General features: G+C 70.0%; 18 protein-coding genes and 1 tRNA gene. 11 read left to right on the top strand and 8 right to left on the bottom strand.

The genetic code is table 11. The features are described 5' to 3' along the window. Complete coding sequence (locus HS041_RS17710) at window positions 1–861, bottom strand: ABC transporter substrate-binding protein (RefSeq protein WP_196441768.1); 861 nt, start codon at window positions 859–861, stop codon at window positions 1–3. 125 nt (window positions 862–986) lie between these two features. After that, window positions 987–3,833, bottom strand: a complete 2,847-nt coding sequence (locus HS041_RS17705; RefSeq protein ID WP_196441767.1) for an AfsR/SARP family transcriptional regulator — start codon at window positions 3,831–3,833, stop codon at window positions 987–989. A gap of 307 nt (window positions 3,834–4,140) precedes the next feature. Between HS041_RS17705 and HS041_RS17700 the strand changes: the two genes are divergently transcribed. From HS041_RS17700 to HS041_RS17665, 8 genes are all read left to right on the top strand, one after another. Beyond that, window positions 4,141–4,704, top strand: a complete 564-nt coding sequence (locus HS041_RS17700; protein ID WP_196441766.1) for an AfsR/SARP family transcriptional regulator — start codon at window positions 4,141–4,143, stop codon at window positions 4,702–4,704. Window positions 4,705–4,816: 112 nt separating this feature from the next. Then, complete coding sequence (locus HS041_RS17695) at window positions 4,817–6,712, top strand: ABC transporter ATP-binding protein (protein WP_196441765.1); 1,896 nt, start codon at window positions 4,817–4,819, stop codon at window positions 6,710–6,712. Between the two features lie 10 nt (window positions 6,713–6,722). Next, the gene (locus HS041_RS17690) at window positions 6,723–7,295 is read left to right on the top strand and encodes a MauE/DoxX family redox-associated membrane protein (protein ID WP_196441764.1); all 573 of its coding nucleotides are present in this window, start codon (window positions 6,723–6,725) and stop codon (window positions 7,293–7,295) included. A gap of 7 nt (window positions 7,296–7,302) precedes the next feature. Beyond that, window positions 7,303–7,866, top strand: coding sequence for a S26 family signal peptidase (locus HS041_RS17685; protein WP_196441763.1), 564 nt, complete (start codon window positions 7,303–7,305; stop codon window positions 7,864–7,866). Window positions 7,867–8,674: 808 nt separating this feature from the next. Next, window positions 8,675–9,970, top strand: coding sequence for an ABC transporter permease subunit (locus HS041_RS17680; protein WP_230879105.1), 1,296 nt, complete (start codon window positions 8,675–8,677; stop codon window positions 9,968–9,970). Window positions 9,971–9,985: 15 nt separating this feature from the next. Then, the gene (locus HS041_RS17675; RefSeq protein WP_196441762.1) at window positions 9,986–10,972 is read left to right on the top strand and encodes a branched-chain amino acid ABC transporter permease; all 987 of its coding nucleotides are present in this window, start codon (window positions 9,986–9,988) and stop codon (window positions 10,970–10,972) included. After that, window positions 10,962–11,921, top strand: coding sequence for an ABC transporter ATP-binding protein (locus tag HS041_RS17670; protein WP_196441761.1), 960 nt, complete (start codon window positions 10,962–10,964; stop codon window positions 11,919–11,921). The genes HS041_RS17675 and HS041_RS17670 overlap by 11 nt, the downstream gene beginning before the upstream one ends. Further along, complete coding sequence (locus HS041_RS17665) at window positions 11,918–12,724, top strand: ABC transporter ATP-binding protein (RefSeq protein WP_196441760.1); 807 nt, start codon at window positions 11,918–11,920, stop codon at window positions 12,722–12,724. Before HS041_RS17670 ends, HS041_RS17665 begins: the two co-directional genes overlap by 4 nt. A 609-nt stretch (window positions 12,725–13,333) precedes the next feature. On the opposite strand, the gene HS041_RS17660 is transcribed toward HS041_RS17665, so the two are convergent. Then, entirely contained in the window at window positions 13,334–14,623 is a 1,290-nt protein-coding gene (locus HS041_RS17660; RefSeq protein ID WP_196441759.1) for an ABC transporter substrate-binding protein, read from the bottom strand. A gap of 244 nt (window positions 14,624–14,867) precedes the next feature. Here HS041_RS17660 and HS041_RS17655 point away from each other — a divergent pair, with 244 nt between their 5' ends. Beyond that, entirely contained in the window at window positions 14,868–15,755 is an 888-nt protein-coding gene (locus HS041_RS17655) for a hypothetical protein (protein ID WP_196441758.1), read from the top strand. A gap of 5 nt (window positions 15,756–15,760) precedes the next feature. On the opposite strand, the gene HS041_RS17650 is transcribed toward HS041_RS17655, so the two are convergent. After that, on the bottom strand, window positions 15,761–16,354 hold the full coding sequence (locus tag HS041_RS17650; RefSeq protein ID WP_307845344.1) for an ANTAR domain-containing response regulator: 594 nt from the start codon (window positions 16,352–16,354) through the stop codon (window positions 15,761–15,763). A 112-nt stretch (window positions 16,355–16,466) separates the two neighbouring features. Between HS041_RS17650 and HS041_RS17645 the strand changes: the two genes are divergently transcribed. Then, window positions 16,467–16,540 (top strand) — tRNA-Leu (locus HS041_RS17645). Between the two features lie 101 nt (window positions 16,541–16,641). After that, the gene (locus HS041_RS17640) at window positions 16,642–17,409 is read left to right on the top strand and encodes a hypothetical protein (protein ID WP_196441757.1); all 768 of its coding nucleotides are present in this window, start codon (window positions 16,642–16,644) and stop codon (window positions 17,407–17,409) included. Between the two features lie 99 nt (window positions 17,410–17,508). Here HS041_RS17640 and pyk read toward each other — a convergent pair whose 3' ends face one another. The 4 genes from pyk to HS041_RS17620 all read right to left on the bottom strand — a co-directional run bounded on the left by pyk (window position 17,509) and on the right by HS041_RS17620 (window position 22,930). Beyond that, the gene (gene pyk, locus HS041_RS17635; RefSeq protein WP_196441756.1) at window positions 17,509–18,939 is read right to left on the bottom strand and encodes a pyruvate kinase; all 1,431 of its coding nucleotides are present in this window, start codon (window positions 18,937–18,939) and stop codon (window positions 17,509–17,511) included. Between the two features lie 78 nt (window positions 18,940–19,017). Then, complete coding sequence (locus tag HS041_RS17630) at window positions 19,018–19,401, bottom strand: DUF2784 domain-containing protein (RefSeq protein ID WP_196441755.1); 384 nt, start codon at window positions 19,399–19,401, stop codon at window positions 19,018–19,020. Between the two features lie 159 nt (window positions 19,402–19,560). Then, window positions 19,561–21,243, bottom strand: coding sequence for a S8 family peptidase (locus HS041_RS17625; RefSeq protein ID WP_196441754.1), 1,683 nt, complete (start codon window positions 21,241–21,243; stop codon window positions 19,561–19,563). A gap of 208 nt (window positions 21,244–21,451) precedes the next feature. Continuing rightward, a complete protein-coding gene (locus tag HS041_RS17620) occupies window positions 21,452–22,930 on the bottom strand; it encodes a glutamate synthase subunit beta (RefSeq protein ID WP_196441753.1) in 1,479 nt (492 codons plus the stop codon). Between the last annotated feature and the right edge of the window lie 14 nt (window positions 22,931–22,944).

Raw genomic sequence — 22,944 nt, 5'->3', positions numbered from 1 at the left:
TCAGCCGAGCTCGCCGGGCTTCTTGCCGAACCACTTGACGAAGATCTGCTCGTAGGTGCCGTCGGCCTTGGCCTCGGTGATCGCGTCGTTGACCGCCTTGAGCACGACCGGGTCGGCGCCCTTCTTCAGGCCGACGCCGTACTGCTCGCCGGTGTCCAGGCTGGCGACCAGCTCGAACTTCTCGGCGATCTCCGGCTTCTTCAGCCAGGTGAGCACGACGGGCAGGTCCTGGACGATCACGTCGACCTGGCCGGACTGCAGGCCCAGCAGTTCCTTGGGCGAGTCGGCGAACTCGCGGGGGCTGAAGCCCGCCTTCTTGACGTGGTCCAGGCCGGTGGTCGACGCCTGGGCGCCGAGCTTGAGGTTCTTGGCCTTGACGTCGTCCAGCGACGTGACGCCGGTGCCCTTCTTGGCGAGCAGCGCCTGGGTGGCGTCGAAGTAGGGCACCGAGAAGTCGATGTTCGCCTTGCGCTCCTCGGTGATGGTCATGCCGGCGGCGGCGACGTCGCACTTGCCCGCCGCCATGGCGGCGCCACTCTTGATGACGGCGAAGTCGATGTCGACGATCTCCTGCGTCAGCCCCAGCTTCTTGGCCGCCAGGTCCACGATGTCGACGTCGAACCCGACGACCTTGTCGCCCTCCTTGAACTGGAAGGGCTCATAAGGAAGGTTGGTGCAGGTCGTCAGCTTGCCGGGGGTCACCAGCTTGGGACCGCCCGCGGCCGGGGCGCTGGAGGCGCCCTTGTCCGGACTCGCGGTGGTGCTCTCGCCGCCACCGCCACAGGCCGACAGGCCGAGCGCACCGGCGACGACCACCGCGCCCACCGTGAGCGCGCGGCGGGAAACAAAACTCAGGCCCACAACGGCCTCCTTTGGTCAGTGTCGCTTTCTGTATGGATACCTCAGCAGTGGCGATGGTTTCTCACCCGCATGAAGATGCAGGTCACCACTGTGACACAATTCGGACAACAAGCTCGGTCGCGCTGTCACAGGGCGCCCAGGAACTCCCGCACCTCATCGGCTTCGGATACGCCGAGTTCCGTCAGCACCGCCAGCGCCTCGGCCCAGCACCGGCTCGCCGATCCGGCGTCGCCCGCCGCCCGGTAGACCCTCCCGAGCAGCGACAGGGTACGCCCCCCTCCGTAACGGTCCGAGGTCGCGTCGAACATGTCGAGTGCCCTCGTGGCCGACGCGAGGGCGCCCGGAACGTCCCCTGCGGCCAGCTGCGTCTCCCCCGTCTCCCGCAGAAGGACGGCCGTTCGGGTCGTGTACCCGATGCGCTCGGCGATCTCGAGGGCGTCCGCGAGGGCGGTGAGCGACTCGCCGAAGCGGCGGGCTGCCCGGTGCGTGGTGGCCAGGTCGTCCAGCGCGTCGATCTGACCGGGATTGTCGCCCACCTCCCGGCAGATCCCGACGGACGCGACGTTGCAGGCGATCGCCTTGTCGTAGCGGCCCGCATCGCGGTGGACGGCCGCGAGGTTCGCCAGCGCGTACCCCCGCGCCAGCGCGTCACCGGCCCGCCCGGCGACGGCCAGGGCCGTCTCGTGGTGACGGGCCGCCTCGTCCATGAGACCCATCAGATGGCAGGTGGCACCGAGGTTGATGTGGCTGCGCGACTCTCTCCCGCCGTCCCCGATCTCCTGACGGACCTTCAGGCACTCCCGGGCGTACGCCAGGGCGGACGGGAGGTCCCCGTGCTCACGCCTGAGTTTGCATAGTTCATCCAGGGTGTCCGCCACGGAGACCGGGTTCCCCAGCCTCCTCGCGACCGGCAGTATCGCCTCGTTGACGCGGGCCCATTCCCCGGTGGAGCCCCGGAACCGGAACAACCAGGTCAGCGCGCGGGCCGTGGCGACGGCCGGCTCCTCGCACCCCGCCAGCCGCAAGCCGGTCCGGACCGCGGCCAGCAGGTTCGCGCGTTCGTCGTCGAACCACTCCAGGGCCTTCCCTGCTCCGGTGAACGGACCCGCGGAGGGAGGGCGGGCCGCGGGCGTCCCCTCCGTCAGCACCCGTACCGCGTGCCCGGCCAGGAGGCGGTATTCGCCGAGCAGCCGGTTGACGGCCGCGGTGATCTCGTCCGGCGGCTCGCGCTCAGCCTGCTGGGCGGCGTAGAGCCGTACGAGGTCGTGCATCCGGTACCGGCCCGGCTGGTACGGCTCCAGAAGCTGCGTCCGGACGAGATCGAACAATGCCGTCCCCGCGGCGGCGGGCGTGGCGCCGAGAAGCGCGGCCGCGCTCTCGACGGTGATGTCGGGGCCGTCGATCAGGCCCAGGAGGCGGAACGCCCGGGCGGCTTCCGGCCGGCTTCCGAGCAGCTCGTAGCTCAGCTCGAAGCTCGAGTTGACCGACAGGTCGTCCAGTTCGAGTTCTGCGAGGCGGCGGCGGTGATCCATGAGGTGCTCGGCGAGCGTCGTGAGGGACGAGCCCATCAGACTCTCGGCGCGGGCTCCCGCGATACGCAGCGCGAGCGGGAGATGACCGCAGAGCCGGGACACCGCTGCCGCGGTCTCCCTGCCGGACTGCTCGTTCCGGCCGTTCACGACCCTGCCGAGGAATGCGACCGCCTCGTCCTCGGTGAACACCCCCAGACGGATCCGCCGGTCGACGGGCAGCGTCGCCAGGGAGTCCCTGCTGGTGATGACCGTGGCGCAGGCGGGACCCGCCGCCAGCAGAGGTCTCACCTGGGGGACGTCGACGGCGTTGTCCAGCACCACGAGAACCCGCCGGTGCGCCAGGACGCTGCGGTAGAGGGCGACTCGCTCCGCCTCGGAGGGGGGCGGCTGGGTGGAACCGAGCGCGCGGAGGAACCCGGCGAGCACGTCGGCAGGCCGTTCGGGCGTGCGCTGGATCCCGCCGAGATCGACGTAGAGCTGCCCGTCCGGATACCGGTCGCGCAGCCGGTGGGAGACGTGCACGGCGAGCGTCGTCTTGCCCACGCCCGCCGGACCGGTGATCAGCACGACGGGAGATCTCCCGGCATCGACCGCGCCGACCAGTTCGGCGATCTCCCCGGCCCGGCCGGTGAAGTCGGCCACGCCGACGGGCAACTGGGCGGGGACCTGTCTTTCCTCGGCCCTGTCCGCGGGTGAGGTGCCCGGCGACCGGGCCACGGTCCCTTCGAGGATCTCCTGGTGCAGCCGTTGCAGCTCCGCCCCCGGTTCCATGCCGAGTTCCTCGACCAGGCAGCGCCGGGCCCGCGCGTAGGCGGCCGCGGCGTCCCCTCTGCGCCCGGCCCGGCGCAGCGCCATCACCAGGGAGCCCCACAGGGACTCGGAGAGGGGGTACAGGCGTACCAGGGACTCCAGCTCCGGCACCAGTTCACCGTCACGGCCGAGGGCCAGCTCGCCGCGGGCGCATCTTTCCAGGGCCGCCAGCCGCATCGAGTCGTACCGGGCCCGTTCGTCGAGGATCCTGCGCGTGTCGATGCCGGCCAGCAGCTCTCCGCGCCACTCGCGCAAAGCCGCGCGCAGGCGCGGGACGGCCTGGCACGGATCGCGGACGCCGTCGGCCGCGGAGATCGCCCGTTCGAAACGCTCGACGTCCCGGCTCCCGGCCGCGACCGTCAGCCGGTATCCGTCCGCGTCCCTTTGCAGGTCGGCTCCCTCGCCTCCGGCGAGTTCCTTGCGAAGCCGGTAGACGTAGGCCTGCAGGCTCGACCGGGCCGCAGAAGGCGGGCGCCCGTTCCACAGCTCGTCGATCAGCCGGTCCTCGGCGATCGCCTGATCGGCGTCCAGGAGCAGCAAGGCCAGCAGGGTCCGCTGTTTCGGGGCGGTGATCCGGATCTGCCGGCCGTTCTCGTGGATCTCCAGCGGGCCCAGCATCCGGAAATCCACCGGACCTCCCGTCGCCTACCGCCCGGGGGCGATGCCCCCACATTCGACCATCGGCTTGTCGGCGCCCTGCTGCCCGTGTGCGCAGCAGGGCGACGCGATCAAACATTTCATAGTCGATCATGACCCACAAGTGTCGCCTCTCCGATCCTTCCCGTTCTCCCGCCGGCGTCCGCGGGCCGGGCGCCAGCGACGCACCAGTGACCCGCCAGCGGCAATGACCACGATGGCGCCTGCCTGCCCCCGGCAGGCGATCGCGGTCGGGAGAACCGGCCGAAGACGGGTTCCGAGAGCATCGACCGGAGGTGGCGTGGAATTCCGCATCCTGGGTGCGCTGGAGGTAGCGCACGCGGGCGAGACCATCCCGCTCGGCGGATCGCGGCAGCGGGCTCTGCTGGCCGCACTCCTGCTGCGGGCCAACGACGTGGCCGGTGTCGACCACCTGGCCGAATCGATCTGGGAGCGGGCGCCCGCCTCCATACGTTCCAATCTGCGCACCCACGTCGCGGGGCTGCGCCACGCGCTCGCCCCCGCGGGGGCGCGGCTGGTGACGGAGCCCTCGGGTTACCGCCTGAACGTCGGAACCGACGAGCTGGACCTTCTCCGCTTCGAGAAGACGGCCGCGCTGGGCGCCGAGCTCCTGGACAGGGGCGAGCTCGACGCGGCGGCCGACCGCTTCCACGCGGCGCTGCGGATCTGGCGTGGCGCACCCCTCGAGGGGCTGTCGCTCGGGCCGTTGCTGCAGGCGGAGGTCGCCCGGCTGGAGGAGCGACGACTGTGCGTCACGGAGCGGTGGCTCGCGGTTCGGCGCTGGTGGACGATCTCGAAGCGGTCTCGAAAGTGGTGGTCGAGCGCAACGGCGGTTCCATCATGACCGCCTTCCGGGTGGACTCCATCCCCGCGATGTGCGTGGTCGACGAGCTCGGCGTGGTCCTCGCCAGCGGCGGCAGGATGGAACAGGTGCTCGTCAGCCAGGTCTCCCGGGCATGAGCCGCCGCACGCTCCCGCTGAGCACGGCGGGCAGGGCCGTCTCGCTCGGCTGGCGCGCCGCCCCCGTCCTGCTGCTGTCCTACACGGTCTTCACCGTGGTCGCGGCGGGCCTCCCGGTGCTGGTCGCCTGGCTGACGAAGGCCGCGCTGGACGGCCTGGTCCGCGGGGCGGAGGAGGGCGCCCTCCTGGGCCTGGCCGCCGCGCTGGCCTGCGCCGGAGTCCTGTTCTCCATAGCCCAGCACGCGGCGGAGTTCCTGCGCGCCGAGACGCACCGGCGCATCGGGCTGGCCAGCAAGAACCTCCTCTTCCGCGCGGTGGAGCGGTTCGTCGGCATCGCCCCGTTCGAGCGGCCCGAGTTCCACGACAGGCTCCGGCTCGCCGAGGAGGCGGGCTCGACCTCGCCCGGGAACGTCGTCAACGGGCTGCTCCAGGGAGCGCAGGGAGTCCTGGTGCTCGCCGGTTTCGCCGGCTCCCTGGTCTTCATCAATCCGGTGCTGGCGCTGATCGTCGCCGTGTCGACCCTTCCGGCGCTGGTCGCCGAGAACTCGCTGGCACGCGAGAAGGTCGGGATGATGGCCAGGATCAGCCCGATGATGCGGCGCGAGATGTTCTTCAGCCGGTTGCTGACCGACAGCCAGCCGGCCAAGGAGGCCAGGCTCTTCGGCTTCTCCGCCTTCATGCGCGAGCGCATATCCGCCGAGCGGACGGCCGCCAACGAGGCCGAGCACAGGCTGGACCGCAAGCAGTTCACCACGCAGAGCGGGTTGTCGTTCGTCTCGGCGGGAGTCGCCGGGCTGGGCCTCGTCTGGACCGTGCTCGCCGCCCGCAGCGGCACCCTGTCGCTGGGCGACGTGTCGATGCTGGTGGCGTCCCTGGCCGGGACCCAGACCGCCCTGTCGCAGCTCGTCCAGCACTACGCGGCCACACGCCAGGCGCTGCTGATGTTCGGCCACTACCTGGAGCTCACCGAGGCCGAGACCGATCTGCCGGTCCCGGTCCCCGCCCGGCAGGCCCCGCCCCTGCGAAGCGGCATCGAGCTGCGCGACGTGTGGTTCCGCTACTCCGACGAGCATGACTGGATCCTGCGCGGGGTGGACCTGTTCATCCCCCACGGCTCGGCCCTGGCGCTGGTCGGCCGCAACGGCGCCGGCAAGAGCACTCTGGTCAAGCTCCTGTGCCGGTTCTACGACCCCACGCGCGGGGCGATCCTGTGGGACGGCGTCGACCTGCGGACCATGGACCCGCACTCCCTGCGGGCCCGTGTCTCCGCCGTCTTCCAGGACTTCATGCAGTACGACATGACCGCCGCCGAGAACATCGGCCTGGGGGACGTCGACGCGCTCGGCGACCGGGCGGCTCTGGCCCGGGCGGCGGACGTCGCGGGGATCCACCGGACCCTCGCGGCCCTTCCGGGGGGATACGACACCATGCTGAGCCGGTCGTTCGCCGCCGAGCCGGAACCGCCCCCCTCCGCCGAGGCGACCGACGGCGGTCCGGCCGGCGAGCTCTCCTCCCCGGCCTCCGGCTTCACCCTTTCCACCGGGCAGTGGCAGCGCCTGGCCGTCGCCCGCGCGTTCTTCCGCGGACGGCGCGACCTGCTGATCCTCGACGAACCCAGCTCGGGCCTGGACGCCGCCGCCGAGTACCGGCTCCACTCGATCCTGAGGCGGCACCGGTCCGGCCGGACCAGCGTGCTGATCTCGCACCGCATGAACACTCTGCGGGACGCCGACCTCATCGTGGTCCTGGTGGACGGGCGCATCGCCGAGCGGGGAAGCCACACCGGCCTCATGGCGGCGGAGGGCGAGTACGCCCGGCTCTTCTCCCTCCAGGCCGAGGGATACACCGAGCCGGCCGCCAGTCTCGGCATGAGCGATACCGGGTCACGTTGAGGAGATGGTCATGCACTACCTGGAGCTGTCGTGCCGGGCGCTTCTGGCCCTCGTCTTCACCGTGTCGGTGGCGGGCAAGGCCAGGAACACGGCCTCGTGGCGGTCCTTCACCCGGTCCCTGACCGACCTCGGGATCACCGCCCGGTGGGCGCCTCCGGCAGCCGTGGCCGTCACCGCCGCAGAAGCCCTGACCGCGGCGTCACTGATCGCGGCGTCACTGATCGCGGCGTCACTGGTCGCGGCGCCCTCCGCACAAGCCGGCTACGCGCTCGCGGCGGGCATGGTGCTGACCTTCACCGCGGTGATCTGGCGCACCGTCCGGCGCGAGGTGACCGTGCGGTGCGCCTGTTTCGGACCGTCCGGGGCGCCCATGAGCCGCCGTCACCTGCTCCGCAACGGCCTGCTGCTGGCCGTCACGGCAGGCGGCTGGGCACTCGCCCGGCCCGGCGGAACCTATGAGATCGCCGGCGTGGCCATCGCCCTGAGCGCCGCGTTCGCCGCCGGGACGCTCATCGTCCGTTTCGACGACCTGGCGGCCCTCGTCGCCGGGCCGCCGGGAAAGCGCCGGGAAAGCGTGCGGTGAACGGGACATGCTCGGTGTGATCGTCGTCGGCGTGCTGTCGGCGGCCGGTCTCCTGCTGGTGTGCGCGCTCCTGGCGGTGCTGACCGGCCGGGTGTTCGCGGTGAGCGTGAACGGCCGGAGCATGGAGCCGACGCTCCGGCCGGGCCAGAGAGTGCTCATCCGGCGTCGTCCGGGCCGCGGACTCCGGCCGGGAGCCCTGGTGCTGCTGAGAGGCCCCGGCACCGCCGGAGGCGCCGTCCCGGGGAACGGGTTTCACGACCCGCCGGGTACGGCGCCGCTCCTCATCAAGAGGGTGATCGCCGTGCCCGGCGATCCGGTGCCCGCGGAGTTCGAACGCAGCACGGGGACGCCCGCGGGGTCACCCGTACCGGAAGGGAAGATCATCATCCGTGGTGACAATCCCCGCTACAGCGTGGATTCCCTCATGACCGGGTTCTACGGCATCGACACGGTCATCGGCACGGCCCTGCGCCCTCCGGCCGTGTGCCGCGGTCGTCTCTTCCGAGCGATCACCGGCGGGGATGCGGAGTCCCCGTCACGGGTCCGTTCCGATCCGCCGGCAAAGACGTGACGCCGCCGGAACCCGCGCAGCAGCCCGCCCGCCTGAGCCGCCCGCACGGAGGCATGCCCGCACAGCGGTCACCTGGCGCCGGGCGGAACGGAGCGGCGAAGAGGCCGGGGCGGTACGGCCTGAGCCGGAAGCCCTCGGCCTGATCTTCAACCGTGCCCCCGACCGGCTCGACGAACCGGTCGGGGGCTTCGGCGTGCAGCGGCCGCCCGGGGCCGGAGGACGTCTCGCCGCCGGACCGCACGCCCGCAGCACGGTCCAGAACACGGCTGCGTTCCGTAACGTCTCTCCTGGCTCGCCGCGTCCATCCGGCGGGGTCAGGGACATGTCTGATAAATGATCAATGAGCCATGACATCGACCGCGCACTCACCCTCATGGGCATACGGCCAGGTGAAACAGATTTGAAAAGATCGTGCACCATCACCCATCCCTCCATCTCACCAAATTTCCGGCAAAAGGGGCACATGGAGCAGGGCGGGCGCCCGGCGGGTGCGGGCGAGCGCGCCGAGACGGCTCAGGCATCCCCGGAATGGACGTCCGGCCCGTCACAACTTCCTTCGGATGAGCCTAAAACCCGGACATCCCATCATTCGATGCACCTGCCGACGCGCCCAGTCGCCCGGTTTGTCGCCTCTGACCAGGGCAGTTATGCTCACGTCAGGGAAACACCATGGTCACCGATTGGTGACGAACGGACTATAAACGGGCGACCCCCATTAAGCTCCGGCCACGGCGCCGCAACCTCCTCGCGGCCGCCGTGCCAAGACGCCGGGTCACGAACCCGCCATGACCTTAATGAGGGAGCACCATTGCGCAGAGCCGTGATCGCGTTCACGGCCTTCCTGGGTGGACTCATCTTCCTGCTCGCCGCCGGCCCGACCACCGCGTGGGCAGAGGGCGAGGGCCTGAAGGGCACACTCAAATTCCAAGGCCAGCCAGTGAACGGCGTGAAAATTGCCGTCGCCGCCGAAAACGGCGACCCCGTCGGAGAAGCCACGAGCAACGCTCAGGGCGAGTGGACGATCTCCGTCCCCGAAGCCGGCAAGTACCAGGTCACCCTGGACACCAGCACGCTCCCCCCGGGCGTTCAGGTCAGGGACGGTAACAACAAGCGCACTCCCACCGTCTACGAGAGCAACGTCTCCAACGTGCTGTTCGCCCTCGTCCCGTCGGGCCAGGGCGGCAAGGAGACCGGCGCCACGCCGGCCCCGACGGAGCCCTCCATGTGGGGCAGGGCCCCCCAGCTCATCTTCGAGGGCATCAACCTCGGGCTGGTCATCGCCCTGGCCGCCATGGGCCTCTCCCTCATCTTCGGCACCACCGGCCTGACCAACTTCGCCCACGGCGAACTGGTCACCCTCGGCGCCCTGCTGGCCTACATGGTCAACGTCGGCTTCGGCCTGGGCGTCATCCCCGCCGCCTTCATCGCCGTCATCCTCGGCGGCATCCTCGGCTACCTCCAGGACAGGCTCTTCTGGGGCTGGCTGCGCAACCGCGGCAGCGGACTGATCGCCATGATGATCATCTCGATCGGCGTGGCGCTGTTCCTGCGCTTCCTGTTCCTGTTCCTGTTCGGCGGTGAGACCGAGCAGTACACCGAGTACAACGCCCAGCCGGGCATCCAGGTCGGGCCGATCATCGCCGCGCCCAAGAACTTCATCGTGATGGCCATCGAGCTGGCCGTCCTGATCTTCGTCGGCATCGCCCTGCTCAAGACCCGCACCGGCAAGGCGGCCCGAGCCGTCGCCGACAACCCCGCGCTCGCCGCCTCCTCCGGCATCAACGTGGACCAGGTGATCCGCATCATCTGGACCGCCGGCGGCGCGCTCGCGGCCCTGGCCGGCGTCATGCTCGCCCTGTCGCAGAGCCTGAAGTACACGATGGGCCAGGAGATCCTGCTGCTCATCTTCGCCGGCGTCGTCCTCGGCGGTCTGGGCACCGCCTTCGGCGCGCTCGTCGGCTCCCTGGTGGTCGGCCTGTTCGTCCAGGTCTCCACGCTGTGGATACCGCCGGAGCTGAAGAGCGTCGGCGCGCTCGGCGTGCTCATCATCGTCCTCCTTTTCCGGCCGCAGGGCATCCTCGGCCGCCGCGAGCGCATCGGCTGACGGGGGAGAACCACCATGGACTGGACAACGATCTTCGTAACCACCGTCGAGGCCGCCATCGGCCTCGAGACGGTCGTCTACGCCCTCGCCGCCATCGGCATCAACATCCAATTCGGCTACACCGGCCTGCTCAACTTCGGTCAGGCGGCCTTCCTCGGCGTCGCCGCCTACGGCCTGGCCGTCACCGTGGCCACCTTCGGGCTGCCCTTCTGGCTCGGCATCGTCATCGGCCTGATCGCCACCGTGATCCTCGCCTTCCTGCTGGGCATCCCCACCCTGCAACTGCGCGCGGACTACCTGGCGATCGTCACCATCGCCGCCGCCGAGATCGTCCGCCTCGTCTTCCGCTCAGTCGCCTTCAAGGACGTCTTCGGCGGCTCCGACGGACGGCAGGGCTTCTCCGACGGCTTCTACGCGCTCAACCCGTTCCCCCGGGGGGAGTACGGCATCGGCCCCATCGGCTTCAACGAGCGCGTGCTGTGGATCCTCGTCGTCGGCTGGATCCTCATCGTCCTGGCCTGCCTGCTCGTCTACCTGCTGATGAAGAGCCCCTGGGGCCGCGTGCTCAAGGCCATCCGCGAGGACGAGGACGCCGTGCGCAGCCTCGGCAAGAGCGTCTTCTCCTACAAGATGCAGTCGCTGGTCCTCGGCGGCGTCATCGGCTGCCTCGGCGGCTTCGTCTACGCCCTCGGCAACGCCTCCGTCCAGCCGGACGTCTTCGGCACCGAGCTGACGTTCTACGCCTACACCATCGTCATCCTGGGCGGCGCCGCCCGCGTGCTCGGCCCGGTCCTCGGCGCCGCCATCTTCTGGGTGCTGCTGGTCTTCATCGGCAACACCCTCAGCGAGCTGGTCGCCGCCGGGTACATCACCTTCATGACCACCACCCAGGTGGGCCCCGTCCGCTTCATGCTCGTCGGCCTGGGACTGGTCCTGCTGCTGATCTTCCGGCCGCAGGGCATCTTCGGAGACAAGAGGGAGATCGCGATCGATGCACGCTGACGAGGGGACGACCCCCAGCAGCCGCAAGGCGGCCCTCGCCGCGTTCGCCGGCCTGCCCAGCGAACCCGGAGTGCCCAAGCCCGACCCCATCCTGGTCGTGGACAAGGTGGTCCGGCGCTTCGGCGGCCTCACCGCCGTCAACGTCGACCACGTCGAGATCCAGCGCGGCTCCATCACCGCGCTGATCGGCCCCAACGGCGCCGGCAAGACCACCTTCTTCAACCAGCTCACCGGTTTCGACACCGCCGACGCGGGCGAATGGACCTTCAACGGCCGGAAGATGAACGGCGTGCCCGCCCACAAGGTGGCCCGCCACGGCATGGTCCGCACCTTCCAGCTCACCAAGGCCCTGTCCAAGCTGACCGTCATGGAGAACATGCGGCTCGGCGCGCAGGGCCAGCGCGGCGAGAACTTCTTCAACGCGCTCATCCCCTCCCTGTGGAGGGGCCAGGAAGACGAGATCACCGAGCGCGCCGAGAAGCTCCTCGCACGCTTCAAGCTCGACGCCAAGTCCGAGGACTTCGCCGGCTCCCTCTCCGGAGGCCAGCGCAAGCTGCTGGAGATGGCCCGCGCGCTCATGGTCGGCCCCGAGCTGGTCATGCTCGACGAGCCCATGGCCGGGGTCAACCCCGCGCTCACCCAGTCGCTGCTCGGCCACGTCAAGGACCTGCGCGAGCAGGGCATGACCGTGCTGTTCGTCGAGCACGACATGGACATGGTCCGCGACATCAGCGACTGGGTCATCGTCATGGCCCAGGGCGCCGTCATCTCCGAGGGCCCCCCGGACACCATCATGTCCGACCCCCGGGTCATCGACGCCTACCTCGGCGCCCACCACGACGCGCCGCTCTCCGCCGAGGAACTCGAGGAGCAGCTGCACGAGGCCGAGGCCGAACTCCAGGCCGAGGCCGAAGGCACCCCGGCAAGCACGAAGGAGGCCGCGGAATGAGCCACCCCGACGTCCCCGCCGAAGACGGAGCGGTGCCGGCCTCCGCCGTCACCGACCGCAGCGCCCACCTGGCGGGCGCAGAGAACGCGGTGCTCCGCTGCGACGAACTGCTCGCCGGCTACCTCCCCGGCGTGAACATCCTCAACGGCGCCGACCTGTACGTCGGCCCGGGCGAGCTGGTCGGCATCATCGGCCCCAACGGCGCCGGCAAGTCCACCCTGCTCAAGAGCATGTTCGGGCTGGTGAACATCCGCAGCGGCACGGTCACCCTCAAGGGTGAGGACATCACCAACATGAAGGCGCACGACCTGGTCTCCCGCGGGGTCGGCTACGTCCCGCAGACCAACAACGTCTTCCCCAGCCTGACCATCGAGGAGAACCTCGAGATGGGCGCCTTCCAGATGCCCAAGAGGTTCAAGGAGCGCTTCGAGTTCGTCTGCGACATCTTCCCCGCCCTCGGGGAACGCCGTAAGCAGCGGGCCGGATCGCTCTCCGGCGGCGAGCGGCAGATGGTGGCGATGGCCCGGGCCCTGATGACCGAGCCGTCGGTGCTGCTGCTCGACGAGCCCTCGGCGGGCCTGTCGCCCAAGCTGCAGGACCTGGTGTTCATCCAGACCCAGCAGATCAACAAGGCCGGCGTCACCATCATCATGGTGGAGCAGAACGCCCGCCGCTGCCTGCAGATCTGCCACCGGGGCTACGTCCTCGACCAGGGCCGCAACGCCTACATGGCCAGCGGTCGCGAGCTCATCAACGACCCCAAGGTCATCGAGCTGTACCTGGGCACCCTCGCCCGGGCCTGACCGGTCCCACCGCGAAGGGCCCCCGACCGTTCCGGTCGGGGGCCCTTTCCGCGTCTCCCCGCGCCCTCCCCGCATGTCTCCCCACATGTCCCCCCGGGCCCCTCCCTGCGCCCTTCTGCCCCGTCTCTGCGCCGCCCGGCACGGGAGCCCGCCCCCCGGCCCTCCGGATGCCCCGCCGACCGGCACGGGAGCCCGCAGGCCCCCGCACCGCCGCACAGACCCCATCCCGGCCCGGCGACACCTTCAGCGGCACCGAGCCGCCCGCCTCACACCCCGCACACCGGGCCCGGCCGCTTCCGGGCATCCCCTCGCCGGACCCCGGACCCGCCCAGCGCGGACCCCGGCACACCCTCGCCGTCACCCGGGACCACTGCCGGCCCCCGCGATCCGCCCCCCGGCCCGCGCCGTCCCCGCACCCTCGGGCGGGCCAGGCAGAGCCGTTGAAAACCCGTCCCAGGCTCTTCCCGAACCGGGGGCAGCCCGGCCGGCGGGCCCGCCGAACCGACCACCGCGCCGGGAAGCCCGCCACCGCGTCCACGCCCGGCGCACACGAAAAAAGGGGGCCCGGTCCTCGCGGACCGGGCCCCCTCCCCTAGACCGTGCGGCCGATCAGCCGTCGATCTTGCCCGAGCGGAACTCGAGCTGCTTGTTGGTGTTGTCGTCGCCGTACTGGTAGATGCCGATCGTCGCCTCGGCCGGGTCACCGGCGTCGTTGAACTCGATCGGGCCGCTGGCGCCGTCGAAGTCGAAGTCCTTGTCGGCCTTCAGCAGCTCCAGGCAGGCCTTGTAGCTGGTGCACTTCTCGCCGCCCTTGCTGACCTCGATCAGCTTGGAGGCGATCGCCGTACCGGAGTCGTCCTTGGCCAGCTCAGCCGCGAGCGCGACCAGGATCGTGGCGTCGTAGGACTCCGGACCGTAGTTGAAGTCCTTGAGGGCCGGGTCGGTCTTCAGCATGCGCTCCCGGAAGTCACCCTTGACCTCGGCGCCGGGCTGGGTGCCCTTCACGCCGGTCAGCGTGCCCTTGGGGAACTTCACGTAGTTGGTGTTCGACAGGTTGCCGTCCACCATGTACCACTTGTGCTTGTCGGCGGTCAGACCCTGCTTGACCAGCTCCTGCATGACCTTGGCGGTCTCCTCGAAGCCGATCAGCACGATGCCCTTCGGCTTCTTGGCCGCGATCTTGGAGACGTCGGCCGCGAAGTCGGTGGCCTTCGGGTCGTAGATGATCTTCTCCACGACCTCGCCGCCACCGGCCACGACGGCCTTCTCCACGTTGTCGGCCAGACCGGTGCCGTACGCGTCCTGCAGCGCCAGAATGCCCACGGTGTCGTTGCCGTCGGCCACCACCAGGTCACCCAGGACACGGCCCTGGAGCACGTCCGGCGGAGCCGTACGGAAGTACAGGCCCTTGTCGGCGTAGGTGGTGAGCTGGTCGGAGGTGTTCGCCGGAGAGAAGTGCACCACACCGGCACCCGTGATCTTGTCGATCACCGAGAGCGACACCGACGACGACGCCGCACCGATGATCGCGTCCGACTTCTGCGCGAGCAGCTTGTCGACCGACTGCGAGGCGATGTTGGTCGTAGTGTCACCCGAGTCGGTGTGAACCTTCGCCACGGGCTTGCCGAGCACGCCACCCGCGGCGTTGATCTCTTCGATGGCCAGGTCCACGCCGGCGAACTCCGGCGGGCCGAGGAAAGCGAGCGAACCGGTCTGCGGCAGCAGGGTGCCGATGGTCAGGGTCCCGTCGCCCTTCGCCGCCGCCGCGCCCGGAGCCGACGACTCCGGAGCGGCCGAGGTGGTCGACTTGGGCTCCTCGCCACCACTACAGGCCGTCAGAGCGAGGCTCGCCGCCGCGGTGACGGCCAGCACGCGCCCTAGAGGGGCAATGCGGATCATGAAGTTTCTCCTTCATCCAGGCTGGGATATGTCAGCACCGCCGACCCGTCCCGATTGAATGACGGAAACGTATAAAACCCCGAGGGCAAGCACCAGGCATGCGCCTGAACTGAGGACACTTGGATGCGGAGTCGTAATAAGTCCTCAACCTGCGGATCCGTCCGTCACACCCCCCACGGACCCCACAAGCGCCGACAGCACCACGGGACTTCACACGGCGGAGTCAACAGCATACCCTGCGGCCATGATCTTCGGCAGGACGCTCGCCGCCATCATGACGGTGACCAGCATCGCCGCCCTCACCGCCTGCAGCCGCACCCCCCGACCCGCGCCGGCGGACCCCACCGCCGCCCCACCCGCAGGCCTCACGATCGGCATCGCCCAGTATCGCGGCGACGAACCCGCCCACCGCCTCCAGGCGACCGTACGCAACCAGGGCCCCCACACCGTCCGCTTCACCGCCGTCCGCCTCGAAAGCGGCTCCTTCGAGCCCCTGCCCCCGGCCGCGTTCGACCACACCATCGGCCGCACCCCCCGCACCGACCTGCCCATGCCGTACGGCCGGGCCCGCTGCAACCCCACCACCGTGCCCGAACCGCAGCCCTCAGCCGTCATCGCACGCATCAGCCTCGGCGACCAGCCCCCGCACGACGTACGCTTCCCGCTCCCCCACCCCGACCCACTGCTGAGCAGACTCCTGCGCGCCGAATGCGAGGCGCACATCATCCGCCAGACCGCCGACTTCGCCTTCGGCGACGAATGGACCCACCACGAGGGCGGCGAACTCCTCGCCCTCCGCGGAACACTCCACGTCACCCGGCGCGGCGGAACCTCCCCCGTCACCATCCAGGACGTCGGCGGCACCACCCACTACACCGTCGACCCCCGCCCCGGAAAACGCCGCCCCATCGCCACCCTCGAAGGAAACGCCGCCGAACTCGCCATCCCCGTCGAGATCACCCCCGGCCGCTGCGACGCCCACGCCTTCGCCGAAGCCAAAAAGGCCTACCTGTTCCCCGTCTGGGTCTCCATAGCCGGAGGCGAGACGAGATCACTCATCGTCACCCCGCCGAAGAAGACCCAGGACGCCATGCTCGCCTACGCCCGCAAAGCCTGCGGAGTGCCCGGCTGATCCCCTCAGCCCTCCCCCTCGCCCCCGGAAGCCGACCCGACCACGATCTGAGCCACCTCACGCATGCTCAGCCGCCGATCCATCGACGCCTTCTGAATCCACCGGAACGCCTGCGGCTCACTCCACCCGTGCTCCGCCATCAGCAGCCCCTTCGCCCGCTCCACCAGCTTGCGCGTCTCCAACCGCTCCGAGAGGGTCCCCACCTCCCGCTCCAGCGCCGCGAACTCCTCATGGCGGCTCACCGCCATCTCGATCGCCGGAACCAGATCCGACTTCGTGAACGGCTTCACCAGGTACGCCATCGCACCGGCGTCCCTCGCCCGCTCCACCAGATCCCGCTGCGAGAACGCCGTCAGGATCAGACACGGCGCGATCCGCTGCGACACGATCTGCTCGGCGGCCGAGATCCCGTCCAGCACGGGCATCTTCACATCCAGGATCACCAGATCGGGCCTGAGCTCCGAGGCCAGCTTCACCGCCGCCTCCCCGTCCCCGGCCTCCCCGACGACGGCGTACCCGTCCTCTTCCAGCATCTCCTTGAGATCGAGGCGGATCAGCGCCTCGTCTTCCGCGATCACCACTCGCCGCTGCGTACTCACGAGCAAGAGAGTACCGACGTCCGCTAGATTAGGACCACGCCGGTCCCTGTGACTGATCCACTTTGGGTAAGCTCACAGTTGGCGCACACAATCTGGACAAGTCCAGAAATATGCCCCGATAGACCAATCGGCAGAGTCGATGGCCTCAAAATCCATTCAGTGTGGGTTCGAATCCCACTCGGGGCACACATAGCGGGGTCACCCGACCAGGGTCGGGTGACCCCGCCCCTTGAGTGCTTTCTGCGACTGCGCGAGAACTGTCGGTGACAACTGGCATGGTCGATCCCATGCACCCCCGTGAGACCGTTGACCGTGCCCTCCGCCTCTCCGCCCTCGGTCTGGTCGATCGCGAAGTCGCCGACCTCTGCGGCGTCTCTCTCGGCGCCGTACAGAAGTGGCGGACAGGGTCGCGGCGTACGAACAACGACGAGGACGTCAGGAGGCATCATTCATGCCCCCGCTGCCACGGACGGGAGCTGGATCATGAAGCCTACGCCTACTTGCTCGGGCTCTACCTGGGCGACGGTCACATCGTCCTCTGCCGGAAAGGCGTCTATCAGCTCTCCCTCTTCTGCGGCAATGATTGGCCCGGGTTGATAGAAGCCGCTGCGGACACGATGGCAACGGTGATGCCGACATCATCCGTGAGCCGCCGTTCCCTCCAGGGCTGCACAGAGGTCAAGAGCTACTCCAAGCACTGGCTCTGCCTGTTCCCCCAGCACGGTCCCGGCCGGAAACACGAGCGCCGCATCACGCTAGAGCCATGGCAGCGAGAGATCTCGGAGGAGCATCCAGGACTCTTCGTCCGAGGTCTGATGCACTCGGACGGCTGCCGGAGCATGAACCGCGTCCGCCGCCACTTCAACGGCAGTGATCATTGGTACGAATATCCCCGTTATCTGTTCACCAACGAGTCCAGGGACATCCTCGAACTGTGCGGCGAGGCACTCACCCTCCTCGGCGTGGATTGGCGCTACTCGCGGCACAACGCCGTCTCCGTGGCGCGGCGGGAGGCCGTCGAGCGGTTGGACGGGTTCGTGGGGCCGAAGTACTGAGAGTTGGGGGGACAGGAGGGACTCCCCCTCGCATGAACCGGGGTGCGCCTGATCGGGAGGCGCACCCCGGGATCAGTGTGCGGGAGCCGTACGGCAGGCTCAGGCGGGGTGGGCGACGGCGGAGCCGATGGTGTGGACGCGCAGGGCGTTGGTCGAGCCGGCGGTGCCGGGCGGGGAGCCGGCGACGATGACGACCTTGTCGCCCTTCTCGAGGCGGGCGTGCGCGAGGAGGGCGGCCTCGACCTGGCGGACCATGTCGTCGGTGTGGTGGACGAAGGGGACCTCGAAGGTCTCCACGCCCCAGGTGAGGGCGAGCTGACCGCGCACGTGGGCGGCGGAGGTGAAGGCGAGCAGCGGGATGGGCGAGCGGTAGCGGGCCAGGCGGCGGGCGGTCTCGCCGGACATGGTGAAGGCGACCAGGGCCTTGGCTCCGACGATGGCGCCGACCTCGGCGGCGGCGCGGGCGATGGCGCCGCCGGTGGTCTCCGGGAGCCGGTCGAGGCTGTGGGTGGCCTCCAGGACGGACTGCTCGGCCGCGGTGGCGATGCGGCTCATGGTGGCGACGGACTCGATCGGGTAGCTGCCGACGGAGGTCTCGCCGGAGAGCATGACGGCGTCGGCGCCGTCCATGACGGCGTAGGCGACGTCGGAGGCCTCGGCGCGGGTGGGCCGGGGGGCGCTCATCATGGAGTCGAGCATCTGGGTGGCGACGATGACGGGGCGGGCCTTCTCGCGGCAGAGCTCGATGGCGCGCTTCTGCACGATGGGGACCTCTTCGAGGGGGAGCTCGACGCCGAGGTCGCCGCGGGCGACCATGATGCCGTCGAAGGCTTCGATGATCTCGGGGAGGCGGTCGACGGCCTGCGGCTTCTCGATCTTGGCGAGGAGCGGGAGGCGGACGCCCTCCTGTTCCATGATGTTGCGGACGACGTCGGCGTCGGAGGGGCGGCGGACGAAGGAGAGGGCGATGAGGTCGAAGCCGGTGCGCAGGGCCCAGCGGAGGTCGGATTCGTCCTTGTCGGTGAGGGCGGGGGCGCTGACGTTGACGCCGGGCAGGTTGAGGCCCTTGTTGTCGGAGATCATGCCGCCGATGACGACGCGGGTGGTGACGCGGGGGCCGTCGACACGGGTGACCTCGAGGTGGACGCGGCCGTCGTCGACGAGGATGCTGTCGCCGGGGCGGACGTCCTTGGGGAGGCCGAGGTAGGTGGTGGAGACCTGCTCGCGGTCGCCGGGGACCTCTTCGGTGGTGATGGTGAAGACGTCGCCGAAGCCGAGGCGGACGGGGCCTTCCTCGAACTTGCCGACCCGGATCTTGGGGCCCTGCAGGTCGGCGAGCACGCCTACGGCGCGGCCGAGGTCGGCGGCGACCTCCTTCACCCTGTCGTAGACCTCTTTGTGCAGCTCGTGGCTGCCGTGGCTGAGGTTGAAGCGGGCCACGTCCATGCCTGCGGCGATGAGTTCGCGGAGGCGCTCGGGTGAGGAGGTGGCGGGACCTAGGGTGCAGACGATTTTCGCGCGACGAGTCACGGGTCCCACCTTAATTGGTACAGACCACTTGGGCGTGACGAGGGTCATATGATCGGTGAAAAACTCGGTGACGTAACGCTACTCCTGGTTGACGGCAGGTGGCGAACCGGCCCTTCTCCTCCGGTGGAGGTAGCCGCTCCAGGAGGCGAGCACGAGGGCGGCGACGCCCAGGCGGGCGAGGTTCGTATGTTCCTCCGGGTAGATCACTCCTTCGATGTAGTGGTCGATGAACCCGCTGGGCGGCAGGCCCTGCTCCCCGGCGTTGCGCCGCCCCCAGTCCTCGACGACGGTCAGGGGGCATTCCATGCCGGTGACGGCGGAGGCGACGCCCCAGGCGGCGACGGCGAGGTGGACCCCGATGAGGCGGGGCCAGCGCCAGGCGAGGAAGCCGCCGACGGCCATGAAGACGAGGAAGAGGAAGTGGAGCACCATCGCGGCTTCCCCGATGAGGCGGTACGTCATGGTTTCAGGCTAGGCAGCCGTGGTGGGGGCGGCATCCGTATTCATACTCAGGTCCGCCGTTTCCTCGTCCGGCTTCTCCTCGCCTCCCCACCGGGCCCTCCCGTGCCTCCTGCCCGGATCCGCCGCTTCACCGCCGGGTTCCCGCCGGGGCGTCCGGGGTCAGCGGGGGATCGTGGCGGCCTTGGCGGCGTTGACGATGCCCCGGCCGTAGAAGCCGTTGCGGGACTTCTTGCCCTCGCAGGTGTGGGTGTCGGTGTCCTCGCCCAGGCGGTAGGCGTACGCGCGGGGTGAGGGGCAGGCTTTTCTGGTGGCGGTGGCGTAGAGCAGGCGCTCGACTTCGGCGGGGGGCATGGTGACGCCGTCGGCGGAGGGCTCACCGAAGCGGCCGATGAGGATGGCGGCGACGCCGGTGGCGTGCGGGGCGGCCATGGAGGTGCCGGCGAGGTACTGGTAGTAGGCGCAGCGGCCGTTGCGGCAGTCGCGGACGACTGCGGGGCTCTTCGGGTCGCCGGTGCTCGTCAGCAGGCCTTCCTTGCGGAGGACGTGTTCGGGGGCGGCGGCGAGGATGGTCCTGGTGATGTCGGCGTCGCCGGGGCCGTCGTATTCGTCGCCGCCGGGGGCGGCCAGGTCGGTCTGCTCGATGCCGTAGTCGGAGAAGTAGGACTTGCGTTTGCTGGGCCCGGTCGCGGAGACGGAGATGACGCCCTTGGACTCGGCGGGGACGTTGAGGCAGGAGTTGTCGATGGTGCGGGGGCGTTCGGTCTCGAGCGGGTAGTCGGGGCTGGTGGTGTCGGTCCTGGGTTTGCCGAGGTCGGTGGAGCCGTTGCCGATGGCGCTGATCAGGGTGACGCCGTGGGCGCGGGCGTAGTCGAGGGCGCGTTGCATGCCGGTGATGACGCCGCGCTGTTCGAGTTGCTCCGCTTTGGAGTCGGCGGGGTTGGCTTTGCAGTTGAACAGCCAGGGGTCGACGTAGTAGCTCATGTTGACGACGTCGATGCCGTTGTCGGCGGCGTAGGTGAGAGCGTCGAGGCTGGGCTTGAGGAAGAACAGGCCGGAGTCCTGGCCGGCGCGGAGGTTGACGATCGTGGCTCTGGGGGCGACTCCTGCGATGCCCAGGCCGTTGGCGGGGGATGCGATGGTGCTGGCGACGTGGGTGCCGTGGCCGTCGTCGTCCCAGTCGGCCGGGTCTTTGCAGCCGGGGAACTCGCAGGGCCCGTCGAGTTCGGCTCCGTTGGGGTCTTCGGGCCTGTCGGTGACGAAGTTGCGGCTGCGGGTGGCGTCGAAGTTCGGTGCGATGTCGGGGTGTTTGCCGTCGACTCCGGTGTCGATGACGCCGACGAGGACGGTGGGGGCGCCCGCTGCGGTGGCGTGGGAGCCGTCGGCGGTGGCGCCGATCATCTTCATGTCCCACTGCCGTCCGGCGAGTGGTTCGGGGCCGGCCTGTCCGAGGAGGGCTTTGGCGTCGGGGAAGGCGCCGGTGCGGGCGGGGGCGGCGGGAAGCGCGGTGGCGTGGCCGATTCTGCGGTCGGAGGAGACGCCGGCGATGGCGGCGTCGGCGGCGAGGTCCTCGACGAACCGGGCTCCGGGGCCGGTGGGGGCCTTGGCGGTGATGTAGCCGAGTCGGGGGTCGGTGGACAGGACCGTTCCACCGTTGCCGGTGATCGCCTTCAGCGCCTGTGCGTGGGCTCCGTCGGCGTAGAAGACGAGGTAGTCACGGAGGTGCGGGGCGGGGGCGCCTGCGGTGGAGGCCCCGGTGAAGGGCGTGGTGAGGGCCGTGGCGAGGGTGGCCGCCAGGGTGATGGCCGCTGTCGTGCCTGTGAGGCGCCCGCCTGCGCGTTTCATCGAGTCTCCGTGCCTGCCGCTGGACCAAGGAGAAGTATCTTTCAGGCATACAGCGGACAAAGCAACCTGAATACTTTCTTCAGGCGATATTTACGGTACGGCGGGCAGGAGCTGTCCCGGTACGGCAGGCCGTGCCGGGGCCCGCGCGGCGGAACCCGTTCCCTCCCGCCCCGCGCGGACGGCGGGGCGGGAGGGAACGCCGGATCCGTCAGACCAGCGGGCGGGCGGTCGGCGGGATCGCGACCGGCAGGGCGGTCTGCCCGGTGAGGTGGCGGTCGACGGCCGCGGCGGCCGAGCGGCCCTCCGCGATCGCCCAGACGATCAGCGACTGGCCGCGGCCCATGTCGCCGGCGACGAACACGCCCTCCACCGCCGACTGGTAGCCCTTGTCCCGGGCGACGTTGCCGCGCGCGTCGTAGAACTCCCCGGAGGCCAGAGCCTCGAGGTCGGTCAGGAGTCCGCCCTTCTCCGGGCCGGTGAAGCCCATCGACAGGGTGATCAGCTCGGCCGGGATCTCCCGCTCGGTGCCGGGGATCGGCTTGAACCCGGTCTGCGGGCCCTCGACCTCGACCAGGCGCAGCGCCCGGACGTTGCCGTCGGCGTCGCCGACGAACTCGGTGGTGGAGACCGCGTAGACCCGGTCGCCGCCGCCGTCGGCCAGTTCCTCGTGGGCGCTCTCCATCTTGAACAGGATGGGGAACGTGGGCCACGGCTGGCTGCCGGGGCGGGCCGCCGGGGGCTGCGGCATGATCTCCAGCTGGGTCACCGAGGCGGCGCCCTGGCGGATCGCGGTGCCGATGCAGTCGGCGCCGGTGTCACCGCCGCCGATCACGACCACGTGCTTGCCCTCGGCCGAGATCGGGGGCTCGGCGAGGTCGCCCTCCTGGACCTTGTTGGCCAGGGGGAGGTACTCCATCGCCTGGTAGACGCCCTTCAGGTCGCGTCCGGCGACGGGCAGGTCCCGCCACTGGGTCGCGCCGCCGGCGAGGACGACCGCGTCGAAGTCCTCGCGCAGCTGGGCGGCGGTGACGTCCACGCCGACGTTGACGCCGGTGCGGAACTCGGTGCCCTCGGCCCGCATCTGCTCGAGCCGCCGGTCGATGTGCCGCTTCTCCATCTTGAACTCGGGGATGCCGTAGCGGAGCAGGCCGCCGATCCGGTCGGCCCGCTCGAACACCACCACGTCGTGCCCGGCCCGGGTGAGCTGCTGGGCGGCGGCCAGGCCCGCGGGGCCCGAGCCGACGACCGCGACGCGCTTGCCGGTCCTGGAGGCCGGGACCTGCGGGGTGACCCAGCCCTCGTCGAAGGCGCGGTCGATGATCTCGACCTCGACCCTCTTGATGGCGACGGGGTCGGAGTTGATGCCGAGGACGCACGCCGCCTCGCACGGAGCCGGGCACAGGCGGCCGGTGAACTCCGGGAAGTTGTTGGTGGCGTGCAGCCGCTCGATCGCCTCGTGCCAGTCGTCCCGGTAGACCAGGTCGTTCCACTCGGGGATGAGGTTTCCGAGCGGGCAGCCGTTGTGGCAGAACGGGATGCCGCAGTCCATGCAGCGGGACGCCTGCTTCGTCAGCTTCTCGGCGGGGAAGTCCTGGTAGACCTCACGCCAGTCGCGGATGCGCACGTCCACCGGGCGGCGCGCCGGCAGCTCGCGGCCGTGGTTCAGGAAACCCTTCGGGTCAGCCATCGGTGTTACCTCCC

This window comes from Planomonospora sp. ID67723, assembly GCF_015711605.1.
In the GTDB taxonomy this organism is placed as follows: domain Bacteria; phylum Actinomycetota; class Actinomycetes; order Streptosporangiales; family Streptosporangiaceae; genus Planomonospora_A.
The sequence above is the reverse complement of the archived record's forward strand: the minus strand, read 5'-3'. Positions and strand labels throughout refer to the sequence as shown.